The organism is Enterococcus casseliflavus NBRC 100478, from assembly GCF_001544095.1.
GTDB lineage: Bacteria > Bacillota > Bacilli > Lactobacillales > Enterococcaceae > Enterococcus_D > Enterococcus_D casseliflavus.
Window position 1 is genome coordinate 56,092 of the sequence record NZ_BCPT01000014.1, and the last position, 23,086, is coordinate 79,177.

Annotated in this window: 19 protein-coding genes; 1 reads left to right on the forward strand and 18 read right to left on the reverse strand. The window is 40.9% G+C overall.

Translation table 11 applies throughout. The features are described from left to right. Positions 1-15: 15 nt before the first annotated feature. From ECA1_RS12405 to ECA1_RS12440, 8 genes are all read right to left on the reverse strand, one after another. Entirely contained in the window at positions 16-1,956 is a 1,941-nt protein-coding gene (locus tag ECA1_RS12405; protein ID WP_060792626.1) for a glycoside hydrolase family 127 protein, read from the reverse strand. 49 nt (positions 1,957-2,005) lie between these two features. After that, entirely contained in the window at positions 2,006-2,638 is a 633-nt protein-coding gene (locus ECA1_RS12410) for a DUF624 domain-containing protein (RefSeq protein ID WP_060792627.1), read from the reverse strand. 4 nt (positions 2,639-2,642) lie between these two features. Continuing rightward, on the reverse strand, positions 2,643-3,536 hold the full coding sequence (locus ECA1_RS12415) for a carbohydrate ABC transporter permease (RefSeq protein WP_016609627.1): 894 nt from the start codon (positions 3,534-3,536) through the stop codon (positions 2,643-2,645). Between the two features lie 12 nt (positions 3,537-3,548). Beyond that, entirely contained in the window at positions 3,549-4,472 is a 924-nt protein-coding gene (locus ECA1_RS12420) for an ABC transporter permease (RefSeq protein WP_060792628.1), read from the reverse strand. 102 nt (positions 4,473-4,574) lie between these two features. Next, positions 4,575-6,161 carry an extracellular solute-binding protein gene (locus ECA1_RS12425; RefSeq protein ID WP_016609625.1) on the reverse strand — a complete coding sequence of 529 codons (1,587 nt, stop codon included), beginning with the start codon at positions 6,159-6,161 and terminating at the stop codon, positions 4,575-4,577. A 121-nt stretch (positions 6,162-6,282) separates the two neighbouring features. Continuing rightward, on the reverse strand, positions 6,283-7,833 hold the full coding sequence (locus tag ECA1_RS12430) for a response regulator transcription factor (protein ID WP_016609624.1): 1,551 nt from the start codon (positions 7,831-7,833) through the stop codon (positions 6,283-6,285). Continuing rightward, entirely contained in the window at positions 7,808-9,451 is a 1,644-nt protein-coding gene (locus tag ECA1_RS12435; RefSeq protein WP_060792629.1) for a sensor histidine kinase, read from the reverse strand. Before ECA1_RS12435 ends, ECA1_RS12430 begins: the two co-directional genes overlap by 26 nt. Before the next feature lie 40 nt (positions 9,452-9,491). Continuing rightward, the gene (locus ECA1_RS12440) at positions 9,492-10,391 is read right to left on the reverse strand and encodes a helix-turn-helix domain-containing protein (RefSeq protein ID WP_060792630.1); all 900 of its coding nucleotides are present in this window, start codon (positions 10,389-10,391) and stop codon (positions 9,492-9,494) included. Positions 10,392-10,511: 120 nt separating this feature from the next. Between ECA1_RS12440 and ECA1_RS12445 the strand changes: the two genes are divergently transcribed. After that, entirely contained in the window at positions 10,512-11,777 is a 1,266-nt protein-coding gene (locus ECA1_RS12445; protein WP_005227309.1) for a glycoside hydrolase family 27 protein, read from the forward strand. Positions 11,778-11,900: 123 nt separating this feature from the next. Here the strand turns inward: ECA1_RS12445 and ECA1_RS12450 are convergent, their stop codons facing one another. The 10 genes from ECA1_RS12450 to ECA1_RS12495 all read right to left on the reverse strand — a co-directional run bounded on the left by ECA1_RS12450 (position 11,901) and on the right by ECA1_RS12495 (position 22,815). Then, positions 11,901-13,901 (reverse strand): glycoside hydrolase family 31 protein, encoded by a 2,001-nt coding sequence (locus tag ECA1_RS12450; RefSeq protein WP_016609619.1) that lies wholly within the window; start codon positions 13,899-13,901, stop codon positions 11,901-11,903. A 33-nt stretch (positions 13,902-13,934) separates the two neighbouring features. Then, entirely contained in the window at positions 13,935-14,861 is a 927-nt protein-coding gene (locus tag ECA1_RS12455; RefSeq protein ID WP_016609618.1) for an AraC family transcriptional regulator, read from the reverse strand. A 137-nt stretch (positions 14,862-14,998) separates the two neighbouring features. Then, positions 14,999-15,265, reverse strand: a complete 267-nt coding sequence (locus ECA1_RS12460) for a DUF6171 family protein (RefSeq protein WP_005232191.1) — start codon at positions 15,263-15,265, stop codon at positions 14,999-15,001. Positions 15,266-15,269: 4 nt separating this feature from the next. Further along, a complete protein-coding gene (locus ECA1_RS12465) occupies positions 15,270-16,715 on the reverse strand; it encodes an alpha-N-arabinofuranosidase (protein ID WP_060792631.1) in 1,446 nt (481 codons plus the stop codon). Positions 16,716-16,725: 10 nt separating this feature from the next. Continuing rightward, entirely contained in the window at positions 16,726-18,348 is a 1,623-nt protein-coding gene (locus ECA1_RS12470) for a glycoside hydrolase family 43 protein (RefSeq protein WP_060792632.1), read from the reverse strand. 18 nt (positions 18,349-18,366) lie between these two features. After that, a complete protein-coding gene (locus tag ECA1_RS12475; RefSeq protein ID WP_060792633.1) occupies positions 18,367-19,323 on the reverse strand; it encodes a glycoside hydrolase family 43 protein in 957 nt (318 codons plus the stop codon). Positions 19,324-19,338: 15 nt separating this feature from the next. Next, on the reverse strand, positions 19,339-19,755 hold the full coding sequence (locus tag ECA1_RS12480) for a hypothetical protein (protein WP_010748727.1): 417 nt from the start codon (positions 19,753-19,755) through the stop codon (positions 19,339-19,341). Positions 19,756-19,763: 8 nt separating this feature from the next. Continuing rightward, complete coding sequence (locus ECA1_RS12485) at positions 19,764-20,615, reverse strand: carbohydrate ABC transporter permease (RefSeq protein WP_005227285.1); 852 nt, start codon at positions 20,613-20,615, stop codon at positions 19,764-19,766. Positions 20,616-20,627: 12 nt separating this feature from the next. Beyond that, positions 20,628-21,518 (reverse strand): carbohydrate ABC transporter permease, encoded by an 891-nt coding sequence (locus ECA1_RS12490; protein ID WP_005227284.1) that lies wholly within the window; start codon positions 21,516-21,518, stop codon positions 20,628-20,630. 46 nt (positions 21,519-21,564) lie between these two features. Continuing rightward, positions 21,565-22,815 carry an extracellular solute-binding protein gene (locus tag ECA1_RS12495; RefSeq protein WP_005227283.1) on the reverse strand — a complete coding sequence of 417 codons (1,251 nt, stop codon included), beginning with the start codon at positions 22,813-22,815 and terminating at the stop codon, positions 21,565-21,567. Positions 22,816-23,086: the final 271 nt, after the last annotated feature.

The window sequence follows — 23,086 nt, forward strand, 5'->3', positions numbered from 1 at the left end:
GGCCCTGCTTACTTCTTACTTCTTTCCAACGAGCGGCAGCCAAACGCGCATTTCGCCTATGCCCCGATTGCCCCATAAATGGTATGGGATCAGTTGCCACGTACGAGGTATGACCGTTTCCGCTCGTTCTTCGTAAAGGGTTGTTCCCAACCATTCTTCGCTTTGGTAGCCTTTGATCGCCAAGCGTAAAGTAGTTGGCAACAACGTATCCTCTTTCGAAAAGGTCGCCTCCAGCGCCTGTGGGTCGATGCGGCAACGCCAGAGTGCTTGACCATTGTCGGCTTCTTCTATGCAATACACGAAGGGACCACGTTGCAATGCGACTTGATTGATGTCTTGAATAACTTGAGGATTCGCACGCAAGATTTGCAATGGTTGTTCAAAACGGATATTGGCCGTCACGTTTTCGACTGCCTCAAAGATGATTGCCTCGCTCGTCTCCTGCCATTCGTGTTCACTATCGATTTGAAACTTACTTAGTCCGTTAGGTTTGTGGATGATGAGCGTCTTTGGAATGCCTTGATAGCGAATCGTGAGGTCCTCTGTAAAAGGAAACCCGCCCGTTTGTTCAAACGTAAATTGATCAGGTTCTTCTAAACGGCTTGCTACAAATAAATTCACGTAAAGCTTCTCTTGATCGCAAGTGTAAACCAAGCGCTGCAGCGAAGCGACCATCCGTGCAAAATTGGGCGGACAACACGCACAACCGAGCCAATCAGGTCGTTGAGCTTTGACGTGGCCTTTGCCAGGATTTTCCTGATCTCGTTGGGGATTGACCTCCAAAGGATTCACGTAGAAAAAGTGTTTGCCGTCAATTGCCGCACCAGAAAGGACGCTATTATACAACGCTCGTTCCATCGTCGCTAAATATTTTGGTTCATTGGTTAGTTTGAACAGCTCAAAAGAAAATTGGACCAATGCAATGGCTGCACAGGTTTCACAATACATCGTATCATTTGGCAAATCATAGGGACCGACAAAGGCTTCCCCGTGAACGGTTGAGCCGACGCCACCGGTCACATACATTTTCTTACAGGCGATGTCTTCCCAGATCGCTTCGCAAGCATCGATCAATTCTTGATCTTGGGTATGCTGGGCGACTTTTGCCATCCCGCTTGCCATATACAGCATTCGTACCGCATGACCTTTGGCTTCATGCTGCTTTTTAGGTTGATCGTAGGCTTGTAAATAGGTGAGGTCTACCCTTGGCGTTTCATCTGATAAGCCATCCGCTTGGTTTTTCAAGATTTCTTTTTCGTAAAAGGCAGGATCTTCCCCACGTACTTCAAGAAAGAAATCAGCTAATGTCAAATAGATTTGTTTACCGGTGTATTCATACAAACGCACCAGAGCCAATTCGATCTCTTGATGGCCATCAGCACCTTGAATTTTTCCAGGCTCCCGCCCAAAATACGTGCAAATATTGGCGATATTTTTCTCTGCCACGGTCAGTAATTTATCCTTGCCTGTTGCTTGATCATAAGCGATAGCCGCTTCGACTAGATGCCCGGCACAATAAAGTTCATGACTGAAATACAGCTGACGGTATTTTAACTTCGGTCGGGTCAATTGAAAGAAGGTATTTAAGTAGCCATCCGCTTCTTGCGCAGCAGCAACTAAGTCAATCACTTCATCTACTGTCTTTTCCAATTGCGGATCGCTAGTATTCAACAAGCTATACCCAGCCGACTCGATCCATTTGTAGACATCACTATCTTGGAAAAACCAGCCAAAATGTTCCCCTTCCATTTGCCCTGCAGCGATGCGAAAATTCGCCAATGCATGGCTTTTCCCAGCTGGCAAATTGGGATCTTCCCGTTCTGCTTGAACATCTACATCGATTTCATCATTTAAGACTTGGTATTGGTAAGGAATCGTTTCTTTGCGAACAAGCTCTTGGTATCCTTGCCAAAACTCGTCCGTGAGCTGGATCTTGTTTAATGCGAATTCTTTCATTACGTTCTCCTGTTCTTTTATTTTGAGATTTTATGGTAAATGTACGAGCTTAGACAGTCGTATGCTTTTTTTCAGGTAAAAAGACATACGCATCTTTTTGTTTAAACAAATTAAGTTGAAAATAAACCAGCGGTGTAACACCAAATACGAAGAATAAACCCGGTAGTAGGTAGTAGCAACAGCTGATCCCGACCATAAGGACGAAAATTTGACCGGTCAATCCAGGTTTGCCAAGCATTAGAATCAAACTTTTTTTAAGCATGGGTTTCCAAGCTCGTTCGTGTTGAAAAAACCAAAAGAGATTGGCTAAAAAAAGGAGACTAATTACTATCAGAAGTTGGATCAACAAATAAACGGTTGTATCGGCTTCGGTAAAGACATAGTGTCTCATTAGCATCAAGTCAATCGAAAAAAGGGCTGCTAAAGGAAGGATAAAGAGTCCTAATCGATTCATTCTCCAAAAGTTTTTTCGAAAGCTTTTTGCAAAGGACTGAAACAATTTTATCGCATTTGCTTCTTGATATTTTTCATCATTGCAAAGTTCGTAAACCGCATTGGTTGCTGGCAATAGTCCGAAAAGAACTAAGCCGAATAAGGTAAACAGCAGCCAATAGCAATGCAACAGAAATAACAGTAAGCCTTTTTTCCCAATGCTCACATGTAAATCGACTAGCTTATTCATGTACTCACCCTTTCATTGCACCAATCATGACTCCTTTATCAAAGTATTTCTGTAGGAAAGGATAGATCACCAAAATCGGTAAGGTCGAAACAATGATGGCGCCATATTTGATCTGATCTGCATATTGTTGTCCGTAGCCATCACCCAAAGCGCCCGCACCACCTGCAGATGCTTGATTTGATAGTAAAATATCTCGCAGAACGATCTGTAAAGGTTGTTTTTCGTAGTCGCGAATAAATACGAGTCCTGTAAAGAAATCGTTCCAATGTTGGACCAAATAGTAAAGACCCACCACAGAAATGACTGCTTTGGATAGCGGTAGCGCCACAGTAACAAAAAATTTTGCATAGGAGCAACCATCTAGAGCGGCTGCTTCATAGAGACTATCCGGAATGCTTGTCTCAAAAAAGCTTCTTGCAATGATCAAGTTATAGACATTGACTGCTGAGGGAATAATAAAGACCCACATACTATCGATCAACCCCACATCTCGATAAAGTAAATACGTAGGGATCAAGCCACCATTGAAAAACATCGTAAAGGTAAAGAGAAACATCAAAAGTTTTCGAGGTTTAAATTCCTTTCTTGATAAGGCAAAAGCTGCGGGCAAAGTAAAAATTAAATTGACCGCAGTTCCTCCTAACGTATAAATCAAGGTATTGCGATAGCCCGTCCAGATCCTAGCATCTTGTAAAATTTTTTCAAAACCAAAAAAGCTGATATTCCTAGGAAAGAGTGTGACTAATCCTTTAGAAACCATGTTGGAATCACTAATTGAAGCGATGACGACAAAAAAGAGCGGATAGACGACAATCAAAAAGATACTCAAGCAAAGTATGATGATCGCTAGGTTAAAAAGAAGATCTGATTTAGGTTTGTTTGTTAGTGATAGATTCATATAGCCACCCCTTTACCATAAACTACGGTTCGTGTATTTTTTCGAAAGACCATTTGCTAAAACTAAAAAGAGAAAATTAATGATGTTATTGAATAGCCCGATCGCTGTTGAATAACTAAATTGACTGTTTAAAATCCCAATTTTATACACATACGTAGAAATGACTTCTGAGACGCTCAAATTCAAACTATTTTGCATCAGGAAAATCTTCTCAAAGCCAGCATTTAAAACCCCACCCATATTCATAATCAACAAAATAACCATCGTTGGCACTAATGCTGGTATATCAACATGGAGGATTTTTTGAAAACGATTGGCGCCATCGATATCTGCTGATTCATAGAGTTGCGTATCGATACTCGAAAGTGCCGCTAAGTAAATAATGCTGTTCCAGCCACAGTGCTGCCAAACCTCAGAAATGACATAGACGGGCACGAACGTACTGTCGCTCCCCATTAAGTTGACAGAAGAATCCAAGTTCAAGAGGTTGACTAAAACACCTGTTTCTGGTGAAAGAAAGACTTGCAATATCCCTACCATCACGACCGTAGAAATGAAGTGAGGTAAATAAACCGCAGTTTGCATGACTTTTTTTCTTTTAGGGTTTCTGATTTGATTGATGATCAATGCCAATAAAATGGGAGCAATGAACCCAAAAATCAGCGTTGTCACACTGATCCGCAACGTATTGACTATCACGGTTTGGAACATCGGGCTTTCGAAAAATTGTTGGAAATACTTGAAACCGACAAATTCGCCACCAGTGAGTCCCTTCGTAAAGTCGAATTCCCGAAATGCTAGTTGGATACCATACATTGGTATGTAATTAAAAACCAAAATGATCGCTAATGCCGGTAAAACCATCAACCATAGCTGCCATTGTCGCCTGAAATGAGAAAGTAACCGATTATTTTTTTTCACGAGAACTGTGTCCATGATCTTCACTCCTTTGATAGATTTAGGTAAATGGCTGGTCTTTGTTATTCAAGCATGAACTTGCGATTGCTTTACTCAACTCTGACCAGCCTCACCACTCACTTAATTCCCGTAATATTGATCAAATCCTTTTTGAACGATCTCGATATTTTGATCTAAGCCGCTATTTTGCAAGGTTGTGACATATTGCTCCCACTCATCTTCAATGCCGCCTTTTGTCACCCATTTAGCAAATTTTGTCATTGCTTCATTGAGGATCGTTGTATTGTTGTTTGCTAGTGTTGTGGCATCCTCATTACTAAATTTCAAGAGATTGAATGGTACTACTTGTTCTTCAGGAACGATTTTATCCACGTAAGGATGCAACACTTCATCTTGGACCTCATTCGCTTTCATATCTGCGCCAAGTTCGACATCAAGAGCGTCTGAAATATACATTGGACTATTGTCCGCCCAAGTTGTTGTCCACTTCCATGTCCCTGGATCGACATTTTCATCTGCAGGTGGCAAGACGCGGTAAGTGTCCCCGTCTTTTTCGATGTTAGTGCCCAATGACCCAAACAATGCTTGGATTCCGATTTCTGGATCGTATAGCGCATTGACGAATTTTAAGGCTCCGTCCATATTTTTGGTTTGAGAGGAAACAACGGCAAAGTTTACCCCATAATTAAGCGAGGTTTCATAGCTCCATGTCGGTTCTACTCCAGCTTTTTGAATCAATGGTGCCATTGATGTATATTGATCTGCTAACTGATTACCAAATCGGTCTGAAGCTTCCCAGCCCCAAGTAAAACCGACTTTTGCCGTCTCGCCTTCTCCTCTACCAGTGGACTGATAGGCACTATAATCTTGAGAAAAAGCCTTAGGATTAATCAAGCCAGCTTCCCAGCACTTGTTCAAAAATTCCACTGTTTCTTTGTAACGCTCATCAACAAAGAAGTTGCCTACTTGTCCATTTTCAGCAAAGTAGCCGGTATTTCCTCCTTCAGAAACAACGATACCCGTACTTGCTAAAAGCTGCATTGGTTGGAAATAGCCAAAACCGCCGGTTCCAACTGGACTCCAATCCATTGGAATTTCATCGCTAGCATCCCCATCTCCATTCGCATCGTTTTCTTTGAATGCGACCAACACTTCGAATAGTTCATCCCATGTTTCAGGTACGTCTAACCCAAGATTGTCCAGCCACGTTTGATTGATATATTGACGAGAAGCAGATTTAGGCCAAAAACGCTGGTATTTTGGTAAGCCATAGATCTCTCCATTCAGTTGAGTAGCAAGTGCTTTTGTTTCTGGTTTTTCTTCAAACATCTTTTGAACATTTGGCAGGGCATCTAAGTGATCAGATAAATCGGTGAACAAGCCAGGAAACTTCGCAAATTCCGCATCCGTCACAACATTTGGTCCTAGAATCAAATCGGGAATATCTCCAGAAGCCAACATTGGGGCTTTTTTCTGATCCCAATCAGCGGAAACTTCCTCCCACTTTATGGTCAGCTCAAGTTCTTCTTCTAGTTTGTTCAACCACTCAATATCTTTGTTCTTTTGCGTCAAGCCATGTTTTACCACTAAAACATTTAACTGGTTGCTTGACGACTCTCCATCTCCCTCACTTGAAGATCCTCCCCCGCATCCAGAGAGCAATCCGATCAATGCTGCGGAACAAAACACCAAACCTAATTTTTTCATTTTCTCATCCCTTTCACTCTTGTTACACTAAGTATAACGTCGAAAATGAAAACGCTTTTATTAACAATTTTTACTTCTACTCTCTTTTTTTTACTCGCCAACCATTTTTACATGATCCGCTTCATTCATAGTCCATAATGTTGCGGTTAAACTGATATGGAGAGATTCCTACACGTTCTTTAAAAACACGGAAAAAATAATTATAGTTCGCAAATCCGCTTTGCCTTGCGACTTCATTGACACTACAAGACGAGGTACTCAACAATAATTTTGCATAATCGATCCGCAACTCAGACAAGTATTTTGAAAAAGACTGTCCCCATTGCTGCTTAAACACCCTACTTAAATAGGAATAATTTAAATCAATCGCTTCGGCGCAGGTCTGCAAGCTGATCGGTTCTTTGAAGTGTTGATGAAGATAAAGAATACATTTTTTTACCGGCTCGTCAACAGGCTTAAAGACTTCTTTTTGGAAATTTTTTACACTTAATGAAATGGCTTCAAAAAAATCTGCTTCGATTCTTAGTAACGTATCGAACTGTTGATAATAATTGATTTGAATCATCGTTTCCATCGGCTGTCTAAAGCTATTACTCATCGCTAAACTGATTTGAAAATCAATTTGTGCAATTAGCTCTAAGGCCAGCGAACGTGCGACCCGTTTTTCTCTTATATACTCAAACAGTTTTTTACTATAATATTCGATGTTTTCTGGTTCGATGTATTTGGTATAAAAATAGATTTTTTTCAGATACAAAGCGATCTCATGCTGTTGAAAGACGTTTTTACTGCATTCTTGGCTTGAAAAATGCAGCAACTCATTCGGACGTGAAAAAAAGAGTAAATCTGAGATTCGTTCATCGCTCTTAAATAGTTCTAATACCTCCGACAGTTGATTGCTTACTGGGGATCGCAGGAGAAAAAGTTCAACATCTAGTAAGCGCTTGGCAGCATGGTAGCACTTGGTTTTGATCGTTTCCAAGTAATCATTGATCGCTTTATAGGATTTGATTTTTGCAAACGAGTAAAGCATAAAAAGCTTCCCATCATCAGTCACGAAAGAGAGCATTTCTATGGTTTCATTCTTTGTGTCTAAAATCAATTGCTCTAAAACAGCGCTCACTTTTCGTTTATACTTTTCTTTGTCCCAAACATTTTTGCTGATAGAGATAGGTATCATAACAAGTCCTACCATTTTTTCAGTTACAAAATGCGGATACTGTTGCATCAAGAAGCTTGTATTTCCATGAAAAAAGTCTCGTAGAGAGGGTGTCTCGTAAGCAGGCGCAGCCATTGGCTCGTCTGTAAAAAAATTGATTTTTTTCAGCGCTTCCGAAATCACTTCCTCGCTCAATTCATGTTTCAAAAGATAGTCAACGACTCCATATTTCATGCTACCACTCGCATAATTAAAGTCGGCGTAGCCACTCATCACGATCACTTTAGTCGTGCGATCGATCAGTTCCAATTGTTCTAAAAAGGCTAAGCCATTCATAATTGGCATATTCATGTCTAAAAAAATGAGATCTACAGAATAAATCTCCAGATAATTTAACAACTCGTAAGGATTTGCCGTACTGAGTACAATTTCAAATTGAGGGAAATTTTGTAAAATAGTACTTATTTTGTTGCGTGAAATCAACTCATCATCTAAGAGGGCTATTTTTTTCATCGTCTTTTTCTCCAATCATAGGAAGCTCAATAATGACCCGGGTATAAACCCCTAACTCTGTTTCATATGTGATCCCATAGTCTGGACCATAGTAGAGCTTGATTCGTTTATCGATATTATGGATACCAATTTTCGAATAGTGTTTTCCATTGCTTTTTTCTCGCTCATTTATCTGTTTTATCGCTTCTTCTGTTAGTCCATTGCCATTATCTTCAACCATTAAACAAAGCTTATCTCCCTTTTTTTTTCCACTTATTTTTATTTGCCCTTTTTCGCTATTCGTTCCAACAAAATTGTGCAAAATGCTATTTTCAACAATGGGCTGCAAAATAAATCGAAGGATACGGCAAGATAAAATCGCTGGATCAAGCGCCCAATGAACATCAAAGCTATCAATATAGGCAACTTTTTGGATGGAAACATAGCTTTTGACATGGGCTACTTCTTCAGACAAAGGAATCAAGTCTTGTCCCTTATACATCGTGGCATGCAACAATGATACAAGTGATTTCGAAAGATGGGCAATATTGTTAGCCTGTTGTAATTCAGCCATCCAGGTAATCGAGTTTAGCGTATTGGACAGAAAATGGGGGTTGATTTGAGCTTGTAGAAAGTCGATTTCAATTTCTTTTTTCTCTTTTTCTCTGGCTTTATTTTCTTCCATTAAAGTATTGATATTGGCAACCATCGAATTAAAGACTATACTCATTTGTTTTAATTCGTCATTTCCTTGAATCTCAACAGTGGTCGATAAGTCCTTATTCTTGACCCGCTCCATTGCTTGGTTTAATTGATCGATTCGTTTCGACAGTTTTAATATAATCAGCGTAGCCACAAAAATACTCATGCTGACGATCACGATACACAGGAAAATCATCAGTCGCAAATTCTGTGTCAACGGTCCCAAAAATGGTTTTTTGGGGAGATGGAGATGAAACCACGCTTCGACTTCTTCACTATAGAATGATTTCTCATACAAATTGGCTTGGTCTTCATCAATGGTGCCAACTTCAGCAAGCACCGTTTGCTTTTGATCTAACAAGGCGATCTGCGTCCCAGCTGGGAGGTTTTCTAATTGATCATTAAGAAACTCGCTTGTATGAAGAAATCCCACCAAGTGCCCTAGGACTACTTGTCCGACTTTGATTTCATTTTTGATATAAACAGTCGAATCATCAATTTCTCTTGCATAAGCGGCCTCATTGGTGTAACCAATCAACGTTTCTTCAACAACTGGATCAACTAACCCAAACGACATCAACCGATTTTCTTTGGAATAAATCGCCATTCCCAGCAAATAAGGTTGAAATTGATACAATGGTTCCACGATCTCCTTCAATTCCATGGTCAGTTTGATGCTCTCAAAGGTGTCTCTCGTAATCCGTGGTTGTTCACTGGCCTCTTTCAACGTGTCGTAGCCATCCATAATCAATTTATAATTGATATGATTAAGATCCGTACTGATCGTATGGATATTACGTAAAATAGAGACCTCGATCTCTTTCGCTTGGATCTCCATATTTTTATCAATGATCTTATTCGCGGTATTAGAAAAAAAGAGAATGATCAGTGACGAAGTAACGACATTCGCAATAATGATCGTTACCATAAGTTTCATTTTTATCTTCAATCGCTTCACACTTTCTAACTATCTGTCTTTACTTCATTCTTAAAAAAGCTGTATGTTCCCCTAATATATGTTGTCCGGCTTCTTCTTTGATTTGATGGGTGTAGATTTGACGATAAACTTTAGGACTCATGCCTTTTTTCTGTTTAAAGGTATTGGTAAAGTGCTGCCTACTGTTGAATCCTGCTTGAGCGGCAATTTCGACGATTGGCAGCTGACTATTGCTTAGTAAAAATGCTGCCTGCTTCAGACGCTCACTAGTGAGAAAATGGTTGACCGTCACTCCCAGTTGCTCATGAAAGAGTTTATGCAAGTAGGCTTTCGTAATCCCCACAGCCGCTGCGATTTGGGAGACTTGAATATCTTCATCAAAATGCTGTTGAATATAGTTGACCGCAGCGTTCACATAGCAATTGCCCCGTTTGGTTTCTTTCGTACGTAATGAAAAGGCTAATTCCATCAACATCCGCTTAAACAAGAGCTCGATCGTAAATTGCCGTTCAGCAGACGGTTGCTCTTGAGTATCATCGATCATTAGCAGCTGCAGCAATGACTTGATCGCTTGTCCAAATTGGCGGACATCGCGACTTTTCGCGTAAGGCTCATTCAATTGTACATTTCCTTTGATGTATGCAAAAACATCACGAACACAAAGGCCGGACGGTGTCTCACTCAGAAGAAATTCAATATTCAGTAAGGTGCAGGAATCTCCTTCAACGAGTAAGGCGTGTTCCACAAACGCATTTATGAAAACGAAATCATTTCTTTCCAGAACAATTACTTGATCTTGCACCTTTATCTTACACTTCCCTTTGGTCACAAACATGATCTCACACGCTGGGTGTTGATGTGGATCCATGGAAAAACGCTCAAGGGCAACACTATAGTATGCTGTAATCTTCGCATAGTTTGTTTCTTGTGGAAACACCATTGATCAACTCCTTTTTCATTCGTTGACGATTTCTTTCTTTTTTATTTCTAGTAGACAAAACTTTCCCTCTCTTTTTTATTGCTTACTATACTATAAGAAAAACGTACTAGGAGGAAATCAATGTCTTTTTTACATTTTGCACAAACACCCCCAATGGGATGGAATTCTTGGGACTGCTATGGCGCTTCTGTAACCGAAGCAGAAGTGATCGCCCATGCAGATTTTATGGCAGAGCATTTGAAAGCTTATGGTTGGGAGTACGTCGTCGTGGATATTCAATGGAGCGAACCAGAAGCAAAGTCTACAAGGTACAATGATTTTTATCCGTTGTGTATGGACGACTATTCTCGCTTGATTCCTGCTGAGAACCGTTTCCCTTCAGCAAAAGATGGCGCTGGTTTCAAAAAACTTGGTGACTATCTGCATCAAAAAGGGCTGAAGTTTGGTATCCATATCATGCGCGGCATTCCACGACAAGCAGTTCATCAAAATACGCCGATCAAAGGAACGGATAAACGGGCACGGGACATTGCTATGAATTCAATCTGCCCTTGGAATTCCGATATGTATGGGGTCGATGTTTCATTGCCTGAAGGACAGCTTTATTATGATTCTTTGCTCGAATTATATGCTTCTTGGGGTGTTGACTTTATAAAGGTGGATGATATCGGCGATTCGAAAATTTACGGTGATGCCCATAAAGCAGAAATCAAAGCGATTCGCCGTGCGATCGATCGATCGGGTCGAGAGATCGTCCTTTCTTTGTCTCCCGGACCAGCTGCCCTCAAAAATGGTAGTTTCTTTCAAAATCATGCCAATATGTGGCGCTTGACGGATGACTTTTGGGATCATTGGGACGCCCTTTACGCCATGTTTGACCGAGCAGCAGAGTGGGCACCTTTCGTCCGTCCAGGTAACTGGCCTGACTGTGATATGCTGCCGTTGGGTCATATCGGCATTCGGGCAGTTGATGGTGGCGGTGGTGATAGTTGGACACGTTTTACGGAAGACGAGCAATACTTATTGATGAGTTTATGGACGATCTTCCAATCTCCATTGATGTTCGGTGGTACTTTACCAGACATCGATCCCTTTACCTTACGTTTATTGACGAATACTGAAGTCTTAGAAATGTATCGAAGAATTCATACGAAAAAAGAGTTCTATCGTGATCAAGAGTGGATCATTTGGGAGGCGTTGAGCGACACAGCCGTCTACTATGCCATTTTCAATGTTTCTGATCAAACGCAAACCATCCCAAAATCGATCGCTGCTTTACTACCAATTAAAAGCGGCACTGAGTTATGGCAACAAAAAGAACAAACAATTGCCGATGCTGAGGTCCCTACTCATGGTGTCTTGTTACTCAAAAGCCCATTACAATAGTCCTCTCAATGAAAGCAACACAATGTGCTGAGCACATTGTGTTGCTTTTCTATTCATATGGTTCTTCCCCTCTCAACAAGGTACCTACTAGTCTTACAAACAACTCACCGTAACCATTTCCAGTTACACTTCATGAATCAAGTAACTCTGTTTTCCCTCTCGTAAAAAGATTGGTAAGGAATCAATTTGTGCCTGTGCGACAATCCATTGTCCACCTTCATAGATAGTTCCATCTCGAGCATCGGTCCATTTTGCTCCTGTTGGCAAATATACCTCACGCTCAGTAGCATGCGCTACAACGATGGGCGCTACTAGAATATCAGAACCATAGAGATACTGTGTTGTCAGTTCCCATGCCTGGTGATCCTCTGGAAATTCATAAAAAGTTGGGCGAATGACTGGCGTTCCTTTTTCATGAGCTGCGCGCATCAATTCACGCGAGTAGTCCCGCATCAATTCACGAATTCCAATAAATTTTTTCATAATCTCATAGTTCTTTTCCCCAAACGCCCATATTTCGTTAGCTGCTCCGGTTTGCTCTGTTTCTTCACCATCTGCCTTGAAGATTTTTTTATGGGGAGTACGTGAACCATGCAATCGCATGACTGGACAAAAAGTCCCGTATTGAAACCAGCGGATCAATAAATCTTGAAAATCTAGACTTGTCACAGAACCACCATGAAATCCGCCGATGTCACTTGTCCACCACGGGATGCCTGCTAACCCCATTTGCATGCCAGCAACGATTTGGTTGCGAAAGTCTTGATAAGTCGAATGAATATCGCCGGACCAAACCAATGCCCCATATCGTTGGCTGCCCGCCCAAGCACAACGAACCAATTTGATTGAATGTTCTTTTTGTGAGGAGGCTTCTCCCTCATCAAAACCACGAACATACTCACGGGGATAAATATTGCCTTTTTGCAACACACTCCCTACATAATAACGATAGGAATCATAGTCATACGTACCAAATTCTGGTTCAGCCTCATCCAACCAAAACAAGCGAATGCCGTTATTGACATAATTTTTTGATACTTTCTCCCAGACATAGTTTCGAGCTTTAGGATTTGTTGGATCATAAAAAATGTTATTCCCATGAAACAACATCTGTACATCAATGCCGCGATCCGTTTTGACTAATAAGCCTTTTTCTTTCATCTCTTGAAAATTCTCACTACGCGTGTCGATTTGGGGCCAGATCGATACCATTAGCTCGATTCCATATTTATCTCGTACTTCTTCTGCCATCGCCTTGGGGTCTGGAAAGAAATTTTCATCAAAGCGAAAATCACCACAGCGCGGCCAATGATAATAATCGATCACTAGTACATCAACGGGAATGTTCCGCTCTTTGTGTTCCCTAGCGATCGCCACTACTTCCGCTTGTGTCGCATAGCGAAGTTTACATTGCCAAAATCCTAGACCATATTCGGGCATCATAGGTGCCCGTCCTGTCACTTGGCTAAATTGTTCTTCGATTTGAGCTGGTGTCTCTCCAGCAGTGATCCAGTAATCCAATTGCTTCGTACTTTCGGCACGCCATTCGGTCGTATTTTTACCAAAAGAGACCGAACCGATTGCTGGATTGTGCCAAAAAAAGCCGTATCCTTTGTTTGATAAATAAAAGGGGATCGAAGCTTGTGAATTTCGATGCGCTAATTCTAAATTACACCCTTTTAGATCAAAAATATCCTGTTGATATTGCCCCATACCATAGATTTTCTCCTCATGATTGGCTTCGAAAGTAGCTTTTAGTTGAAAATCTCCTCCAATAATCGACTTGAAAAACCGCGCCTTTTTCAAGAGCGCACCGCCAGATGCTGCTTCTTTCAAAATCACTTCACCTTTTTGATTGTAAAAAGTGATCTTGCCACAGTTGTTCCAGCCTGACTCTTTGGTGACTACTGCGTGGATTTTTCCATTACCGATAGATCCTACATCCCCCTCAATCGCAACCTCGGCCTTAGAATCTTGTGTTAATAATGCACAGCAGGATAAATCTAGTTCACCAGACGGTGCACTCACCACCCGCAAACTGTTCGTGCCCCAAGCAATAATGCGCACGACTTCATTTCCATTTTGAAATTCGAGGTAATTCTCACCTATTGAAAAAAACGACATTTTTGAACCCTCCTTTTTTTCAGTATAGCTGGATTACAGAGGGCTATCCTTCGATTTTATGGCGTGTTCTATCGTAATCATGTCATTTTTCCGATATTGTGTAGGGGTCTCACCAAACATCTTTTTGAAGCACACAGAAAAATGATTACTATTACAAAAACCGACAGCTTGAGCGATCGCCACCATGGTCAAATCAGTCTCTCGCAACAATTCTGCCGATCGGATCAAGCGATAATGATTTAGATAAGCCATTGGGGAAGTTCGAAATGATTGTTTAAAAAATCGTGTAAATTGCTCTTTACTTAAGGAAACAGAATCGGCCAAATCTTGTAATTGGATCATTTCATGATAATTACTATGAATATAAGATAAAACTATTTTTTCCCGTTTTTCTTGGAGGCGCTCGCTTGATTTTTTTGCTGGCTGGTCGGTCCCAACTTCTAATAGATGTGACAAGAGTTGGATAACAATCCCTTTCAGACGTAATTCACGATAGGACGATTTCCCCATAAAGCATTGATCAAATAGTTGAAACAAGGTGAGACTTTGTTGACTTTTATCTGGAAAATCCACATAAGAAGTAACACCTTCTTGTATCAAAAAAGGATCGATTTGTTGGCTTTGAATTCTATCTGATTGTCGACTCGTGATTAATTGTTCAGAAAAAACGATACACGAAAAACGGCAGCTTTGTTGTGCGATTCGATAGGCAGTGTGTAAAGTGTTGGGAGGAATCAGGACGATCGTATTTGCCTTAATCTTGCGTGAGACTCCATTAACGACTAATTCTAGCTGTCCTTGATGGACACATAAAATTTCGATTTCTTTATGCCAATGTGGCACAAAAAAGAATTCTCGCCAAACACTCACTAAATTAGGATAATATGCTAATGGGAAATCTTCCGTGCCATGGTTCGCAGCTTCATAATAAGCAAGCGCTGCAGGTTGATTTATTTTCATTGAATCACTCGCTCACTTTCCACTTTGTTAACATTGTTTTTCGTTTAATCATAGCGTATCTACAACGATTATGTAAGCGTAATCAAAAAAATAGTTTATCTGTTAATCCTTTTGACCAATTGAAACAAACAGGACAGCTACTTGACGAGCTGTCCTGTTTGTTCCCACATTCCTGCAGGACAGTTTTTCTTAGCTAAATTTGCGCGAAACCGATAAAAGCAGCCGCATTTGGTACAGGTATGATTCAATCGCAATGGACAAGTCTCACAAACAACGATTCTCCTACTGACGATCTCCGGCGAAGCCAAGTCGCTTTCTAAAGAAAGTTGTTCTGCAATCAAGGATTCAATGTCTTCCTGTGCTGCTGCTGCAGCATCTTTCACTTCGCATCCTTTACAAGTCATGGGATCAGACTGTCAATGAGATCGTTAGAACACTCATTGCTGGCACCCGCAAGCTGACTTTGTTCTCTTTAACATCGTAAGCGGTGAAGTCTTGGATCACCACATCTTCAGGATGATCAAAATCATTGTGTGCGTTCATTTTGTCCCCCACGATATAACGAGCTTCTTTCACTTCATTGATCGCTGTTTCCAGGGAGAAGGATAATTCTTCCGTGCCTTGGGTAGCAAAATTACAAACCGATAGATGGATCGTATCCTCTTTTTTAGAAATCGTATACGTAATGGTATCACTGCTAGTTCCATGGCTATCAACGGTTTCAGCATCTTGATGGACTTTGTACAAATCAAAGACATGATAGCTTGGGGTTTTCACCATTTGTTCGCCATCTGTCAAAATCATCGCTTGCAGGACGTTGACGGTTTGTGCGATATTTGCCATATGCACTCGCTTGGCATGTTTATGGAAAATATTCAAGGTGATCGCTGCGACCATGGCATCACGAATCGTATTTTGTTGGTATAAGAAGCCTGGATTCGTCCCAGGTTCTGCTGAGAACCAAGTGCCCCATTCATCAACAATGATTCCCACACGCTGTTCTGGGTCATACTGGTCCATGATCGCGCTGTGGCGGGTCAATAATTCATCCATGTAGGCTGCTTTTTCACAGGTCACTTGCCAATCTGCCTCATCAAATTCCAAGGCGCTCCCTTTTTCTTCCCAGCCCTGCGGATGAACGTAGTAGTGCAAGCTTAGGCCGTCCATCAACCAATGGGTGTTTTTCATCAGCGTTTCTGTCCAATGATAGTCTGCGACATTCGCTCCGCCAGCAACTTTGTAGATTTTTTTGTCACCGTATTGGCGGACATAGGTTTGATAGCGGCGATACAGATCCGCATAATACTCTGGCCGCATATTGCCGCCGCAGCCCCAGTTTTCGTTTCCTACGCCAAAGAATTTCATTTCCCACGCATCTTCATGGCCATTTTCTCTGCGAAGATCAGCCATCGGAGAAATGCCATCCATCGTGATGTATTCCACCCATTCCGACATTTCTTGCACCGTTCCGCTGCCGACATTGCCGTTGACATACGCGTCACATTCCAGCTGCTTGATCAATTCAAAAAATTCATGGGTCCCGAAATGATTGTTTTCAGTCACGCCGCCCCAGTGAGTGTTGACCATCGTTTTGCGGTTTTCTTTAGGACCAATCCCGTCTTTCCAATGGTATTCATCGGCGAAGCAGCCGCCTGGCCAACGCAGCACAGGGATTTGAATGTTTTTCAGTGCTTCAACCACATCGATCCGCATCCCATTTTTATTTGGGATCTGCGAATCTTCTCCAACGTATAATCCTTCATAGATACAACGGCCTAGATGCTCTGCAAAATGACCGTAGATATATTTGCTGATCGTTGTTCCTGATTTTGTGTTTTGAATGTTAATCGTCATTGTTATACTCCTATTCTTTGATTCCCCAAATGGACTCATTATTATCGCCAATCGTTGAGAACGTTAATTTTTGCTGCTCAAATTCTGTTATTTCCTGAGTTAATAAAATTCCTTTGAAGGTCGCTTCTTCAAAAGTCAATGCCAAGTATCCCGCATCGTACGTCCAAGTTCCGGTCAGGTCACCAGTAACGCTTCCATCTTTTTGAAGCTCGATCGTCTGCGTTTTTAGCATGGTCGTTCCATTGTCGGTACCATGGTTAATGATTTCATAGCGCCCGATAATGTCATCTTCTGTCAAAGCATCCGCTACTTGTTCATTGCCTCGATACTCGTAGGGTGCTGGAACTGGCCAGCCTTCCTCATTCATATACATTCTGTTGACCCGCACTTCATGGGCTTCGGTTCCATTGTTAAAGCGCGTATGGTACACCAAGGACCACTGACCATTCTCATCGATGATCGCCGAATTGTGTCCCGCTGCTCGATACCCCATTTGTTGAAACGAGAATTGGTAGTTGCCAATCAATTTGATGCCGTAGTTTGAATTTTGGTCCCCTTGTTCTAAGATTGGGCTATTTCCTTGGGCATCAAGGTAAGGTCCTTCTGGTTTTTCAGCGCGAAACAGTCGCATATTGTAACCACCTTTTGCTGCTAAACCACCGTAAGTGACGAATAGGTAATAATAATCGGTTTCCTCATCATATACAATATAGGGACCTTCTCCTGATTGATGATAGCCGCCAAAAAGCTTGATCCCGAAATAGCGATCAATGATACGCCCATCTTCCGTCGTGCTATCTTCCCCAGGATACATTGGTTTTCCAGTGGCTGGATCAACTTCCAATAAAAAGATACCGCCAGACCAAGAACCATAGGTCATCCATAGTTTCCCTTCTTCATCATAAAACAACGCTGGATCAATGGCGTTTGGCGCATAATCGGTGATATACGTCAGACCATCTTCGATCGCCCAGTTTTCACTGAACCCACTGATTTTCCCCTCTTTGATCAATTTGGCCAAATGGGTATTTTGATAGTTGGTATTGCGTTCACTACCATCTGTCGAATCTTTTTCTGTAAAGCCAGAATAGATCACGGTATCCGCATAGCTGTAAGGTCCTTCGATCGTTTTAGCTACGGCCAATCCAATCGCTGAACGCCGCCAAGTAGAACTGGCTGAGTAGTAGAGCATGTAGGCTCCTTTGTCTCCATTTGACCATTCATAATCAGCATTCCAAATGACATCTGGTGCCCAAAGGCTGTAACCACCTTGTGAATCGGCATCATCATAGCCTGCCCATTCAAAAGTCTCAGCTAGATTTTCTTTTGTGTTACCATAGATCATATTGTCTTCCATTGATTCATATTCGTGAGTGAAAGGCACTTCCCAAGTTTGTAAATCTTCTGTTTTCGCTTGGGCGAGATGCGAACCAAATACGTAAAATAGCTCTTGGTCACCAACATGAATAGAAGTAATCGATGGGTCATGAATCGACACTCGATTTTTTGTCGTTGTTTCCCACTCCTTTTGTGAAAGTTGCTCAGCAGCATCTCCTGTTTGACAGCCAGCAAGAAATAAACTAGTAAAAAAAACGGACATGGTTAAACAGAGCATTTTTCTTTTTGTATTCATTTTTTCCCTCTCTTTTATCTATCCTTTGACTACACCGGGTTCGCCAAAATCAGGTAATCCATTTTTTTTCCAAGTAAACGGTTGGACATACGCATGTCGATTGGGATTTTCTAAAGGATTACTGTAATCATTTTTTTCTGGTCTTGCATGATACACTAAGATCTCTTGTTTCCCCTCCTCATCGACTGTAAAGGAGTTATGTCCTGGTCCGTATAGGGAATTTTGTTCAGAACTGGAAAAGACTGGTTCCTTCAACTTATGCCAAGAATACCCATTCAATAAATCACTATCCTCATCTGCCCACAACAGTCCCATCGCGTAGTTTTCATCCGTCGCACTGGCTGAATAAGTAATGATCACTTTTCCATTTCTAATCAAAGCAGCTGGTGCCTCGTTCACTTTGAAGCCAATTTTTTCCCATTCATAATAAGGAATGCTCAGCAGAATCTGCTTTCCTTTCAATGTCCAAGGATTTTCCATCTCTGATAAATAAAGATTGGAATTGCCTGGAATGTTTGGATCTGCTTGTGCCCAGACATAATACAATCGGTTCCTGTGTTCGAATACCGTAGCATCTAAACTGAAACTCTCAAATTGCGTCTTGATCTGTCCTTTTTCTACCCACTCGCCTGCAAAGGGATCTTCATTCGCATTTTCGATCGCAAACATCCGATGATGATGCTGATCATTTCTGACTTCTCCATGATCTGCAGCAGCAAAATAGATGTACCATTTCCCTTGAATAAAATGAATCTCTGGTGCCCAAATCAGTTCACTCATGGGGCCTTCGGCATGAGCCGTCCAGATGACTTTTACTTCACCGTCAGCCAGTCCTTTCAAGGTTTTCGCACGCCTTAATTCGATTTCCTGATACCCTGGTTTTGATCCAGTGAAGTAATAATATCCATCGGTATGCTTGTATATCCATGGGTCTGCACGTTCTAATACAATCGGTTCCAAATAATTTTCTGCCATAAATTCTACACCTTCTTAAATAATTCCATTTTCCGTTTTTAGTATTTTTATTGCTTTGTTTTTAGACATATACATCGTCGTAGCTAGTAAATAGAGGACGACACCGATCACATCATAGATGATCAAATGGATGATGACACAGGCGATCATCCAACGTATCGTTCCTTTGTTTATTTGTTTGTCTCGCATATTCTTCGCGTTGATCCAACTGATAACGCCCATCAAAATCGTCGCTAACGCAACGATCATAACTACCTTCGATATCATTCCTACCAGACTTGACTGCAAGTATTCATACTGATTTTGATTTTGAAATGCTGCGATCCCTTGTTCTTCAAACCAAGGATAATACCCAAACATCGTTACAAGACCAATACAGACATCCCAGACCGCACTGGCACGTAGTAAATTTCTTTCCAATTTTCGATTCATGATCTTCACTATCCTTTTATTCCTGCATTTAAGTTCATAGATTCAATGAAGTATTTTTGAGCAAATAGAAACAGCATGACGGTGGGAATGATCGCAATCAATGCCGAGCCCATCAATTGACCAATCATTCGGTAGTTGCCATAAATGTCTTGTAGTAATAGCAAACCGGCTGTGATCGGCATTTTACTAACATCCGTATACACGATCACTGGCCATAAGAAATCATTCCATGAACCTGTGAAAGAAAAGAGGCCTGCAACGATCAACACAGGTTTGATCAAAGGAACGATGATCTCTGCAAAAATTGTAAATTCATCTGCACCATCCATTCGTGCTGACTCGTCAAATTCAAGCGGGATACCTTTCATAAACTGTCGCACAAGAAAGATATTTCCCATCCCTGCTAAGCCTGGAATGATCATGGCAAGAGAAGAGTTGACCCAGCCGAAGGTTTCAATGATTTTGTAAGACGGAATCAAATTCACTACACCGGGAAACATCGAGATCCCCATCAAAAGATAAAAGATACGATCACGGTATTTAAACCGCATTCTGCCATAGCCATAAGCGGTCACTGAAACAACGATCACAACTAAAACAGTGTGCGTGACTGCGATAAACATTGAATTCCATAACCACTGCATAATTGGTGCAGTAGACGTATTAGTCAAAATCGCTACATAGTTATCTAATATCCAGTTTACGGGTAATAAACGAAACCCAGTGGAGACGATTTCGGTTTGAGAACGAAAAGAAGTGGCGAAGCTAAAAATCAATGGAATAACCCAGATGATACATAAAACGATCAGAAACAAATATGCGATGACCATACTAGGTATATGTTTCTTTTGTGTATTCATTTTTTTGCCCCCTTAAGTATTGCTTCTATCTAAAAGAAAATATTGAAATACGGACACACACATAATGATCAATCCTAAGATGACTGCCATTGCCGAAGCCATTCCTGCAATTGATTCTCCTTGACTAAAAGCCAGTGAGCGGATATACATCATCAATACAGTCGTGCTTTGGTTTGGACCTCCACCTGTCATCATCAAAGGCTGTGCAAAGACATTAAATGCTCCAGCAGTTGTCATCACGATCGTATATAACAGTGGAAAGCGAATAGATGGCAAGGTCACATTCAAGAATTTTTGGAATGCTCCCGCTCCGTCGATCTCTGCCGCTTCATAAAGGTCTTCATTGACACCCGCTAAAGCTGAGCGATAAATGATCATGTTACCACCGATTGCTCCCCAAATGCTGACAACAAAAATTAAGATCCAAGCATAGGGTTGTCGCGAAGCCCAAGAGAAATCGAACCCAAAAATATTATTGACGGCACCTAATCGAGAGTGGAAAATCAATGACCAAATCAAAGAACCTGCTGAAACAGAGATAAGACCTGGAATATATAGAATTGCTTGAAAAAGTCCTTTCAGCTTCACTTTTTTATGTTGCAATGCAGCTGCAATCATCAGTGGAATGATGATTTGTAACGGCACCATGATCAAAACGAAAATAAAGGTATTTTTCAAACCATTCCAAAATTGGGTATAGAACGTCGAGGAACTATCAAACAATAATGTTTTATAGTTGTTAAAACCGACCCAGACTGGATCAGAGATCAAATTCCATTGCGTAAATGAAGCATAAATACCATAGATCGTTGGAATACATACAAAAATAATAAAGAGTACCATGTGTGGTCCAATGAATGCGATCGATGCCCAGTTAATGCTCTTTTTTTTCATTCCTTTCATTCCCTTCTAAAAATTGGAAAAGGGGATAGAATTATCCCCCCTTCACTTATCTAGCTACTTCTGCAATCTTATCTTCGACATATTGTTGCATCGTTTCTAATCCTTCATCCATATCTAATTCACCGTAAGCGATATCTGTACTATAAACATCTAATGCTTCTAAGACATAAGAGAAATAAACGTAGTCAAAGATGTAAAGTGTTTCTTCTTCCTCTGGTGTAGAAGTAAAGAATGATTGTGGGTATTGTTGGTAATCATCACTTTCTAAAATATCTTTACTTGCAACGATTTGACCGGCTTTTGCCCATTCGATCGAGTTTGTACGAACAAATTCTAAAAATTGTGCGATTACTTCTTCTTTTTCTTCTGTTCTGCTTTCACTCTTCAACATGCCAAACATATGAGAAGCTGCTCGGTTGGTTGCGATGTCATCTGAAGTCGAATAAATATTTGTTACACCCCAATTCAAGCCCTCAACCGCATCATGAGCGGTAGAAGTCCAAGTACCATCTGTTGATAAGAGTACGTTTCCGCCTTGGAACATCAAATACCCATCTTCTCCATAAGGTGTCATCAGGCCTGCATCTGTTAACGCTTTAATTCTTTCTAACGCTTCTTTCATTTCTGGCGTATTCACCGTCGGGTTCCCAGCATCGTCTGAAATCGCGCCGCCTAAGTTACGGATTTGCGCTAAGATAACCCAAGAAAGTAACGCATTATTTACGACATAATCGCCTTCTTCCATCTGCCCTGCTAATGACATCATTTCATCAAACGTCACGATGTTATCGTCTAACCAAGAAGTGACATTGTATTTTTCTAAAAGATCTTGATTGTAATACATGGCACTGGCATGGATATCTAATGGGATCGTATATTGAGTATCGCCGATTTTCCCTGCATTCCACGCCGTATCTAAATAATTGCTTTCTTCTAACTCAGGTTGATAAGAAACCAGACGATCAACCGGATCAATAATATCGGAATTGACAAATTCCTCTACTTTATAAGAATGCATCAAAGTCAAATCTGGAATCCCACTTTTAGAACTTACAACCGTACTTAATTTAGTGTACATATCAGACGTGATCACATGATTGATTGTATAATCGGAACCTGATTGTTCATTGAATTCATTTACGATCTGATCCATATAAGCGCCATCATCACCAGTAAGGGGTGACCAAAAATTAATCGTGTATTTTTCTTTTTCCGCTGCCTGATAACGATTAAAACCAATAAGGGCAACTGCAACGACTGCAACTAAAGCACCAATAATAATAAGTTTCTTCTTCATGTTTTTCCCTCTTTCATAGAAATTGAATTTTGGTCTTTGAAGCCGAACACGCCTATCCTCCTTCTCTTATTTGCTATCCCAGCATTTATAATTGCATTATTCATTTCTAGCGTTTGCAAACACTTTCAATTTACAAATAAATCATAACTTGATTTGTAATCGCTGTCAACAATATTTTGATTAATTTATTTAGGATAATATCTATATTAATTAATAAATATATTAATAACTAGCGAAATAAACAACGCTATTTACACAAATTAGCAAATAT

Coding starts and splice junctions, on each gene's coding strand:
- ECA1_RS12405 (WP_060792626.1), bottom strand. CDS start 1,956: ATGAAAGAATTCGCATTAAACAAGATCCAGCTCACGGACGAGTTTTGG.
- ECA1_RS12410 (WP_060792627.1), bottom strand. CDS start 2,638: ATGAATAAGCTAGTCGATTTACATGTGAGCATTGGGAAAAAAGGCTTA.
- ECA1_RS12415 (WP_016609627.1), bottom strand. CDS start 3,536: ATGAATCTATCACTAACAAACAAACCTAAATCAGATCTTCTTTTTAAC.
- ECA1_RS12420 (WP_060792628.1), bottom strand. CDS start 4,472: ATGGACACAGTTCTCGTGAAAAAAAATAATCGGTTACTTTCTCATTTC.
- ECA1_RS12425 (WP_016609625.1), bottom strand. CDS start 6,161: ATGAAAAAATTAGGTTTGGTGTTTTGTTCCGCAGCATTGATCGGATTG.
- ECA1_RS12430 (WP_016609624.1), bottom strand. CDS start 7,833: ATGAAAAAAATAGCCCTCTTAGATGATGAGTTGATTTCACGCAACAAA.
- ECA1_RS12435 (WP_060792629.1), bottom strand. CDS start 9,451: ATGAAACTTATGGTAACGATCATTATTGCGAATGTCGTTACTTCGTCA.
- ECA1_RS12440 (WP_060792630.1), bottom strand. CDS start 10,391: ATGGTGTTTCCACAAGAAACAAACTATGCGAAGATTACAGCATACTAT.
- ECA1_RS12445 (WP_005227309.1), top strand. CDS start 10,512: ATGTCTTTTTTACATTTTGCACAAACACCCCCAATGGGATGGAATTCT.
- ECA1_RS12450 (WP_016609619.1), bottom strand. CDS start 13,901: ATGTCGTTTTTTTCAATAGGTGAGAATTACCTCGAATTTCAAAATGGA.
- ECA1_RS12455 (WP_016609618.1), bottom strand. CDS start 14,861: ATGAAAATAAATCAACCTGCAGCGCTTGCTTATTATGAAGCTGCGAAC.
- ECA1_RS12460 (WP_005232191.1), bottom strand. CDS start 15,265: ATGACTTGTAAAGGATGCGAAGTGAAAGATGCTGCAGCAGCAGCACAG.
- ECA1_RS12465 (WP_060792631.1), bottom strand. CDS start 16,715: ATGACGATTAACATTCAAAACACAAAATCAGGAACAACGATCAGCAAA.
- ECA1_RS12470 (WP_060792632.1), bottom strand. CDS start 18,348: ATGAATACAAAAAGAAAAATGCTCTGTTTAACCATGTCCGTTTTTTTT.
- ECA1_RS12475 (WP_060792633.1), bottom strand. CDS start 19,323: ATGGCAGAAAATTATTTGGAACCGATTGTATTAGAACGTGCAGACCCA.
- ECA1_RS12480 (WP_010748727.1), bottom strand. CDS start 19,755: ATGAATCGAAAATTGGAAAGAAATTTACTACGTGCCAGTGCGGTCTGG.
- ECA1_RS12485 (WP_005227285.1), bottom strand. CDS start 20,615: ATGAATACACAAAAGAAACATATACCTAGTATGGTCATCGCATATTTG.
- ECA1_RS12490 (WP_005227284.1), bottom strand. CDS start 21,518: ATGAAAGGAATGAAAAAAAAGAGCATTAACTGGGCATCGATCGCATTC.
- ECA1_RS12495 (WP_005227283.1), bottom strand. CDS start 22,815: ATGAAGAAGAAACTTATTATTATTGGTGCTTTAGTTGCAGTCGTTGCA.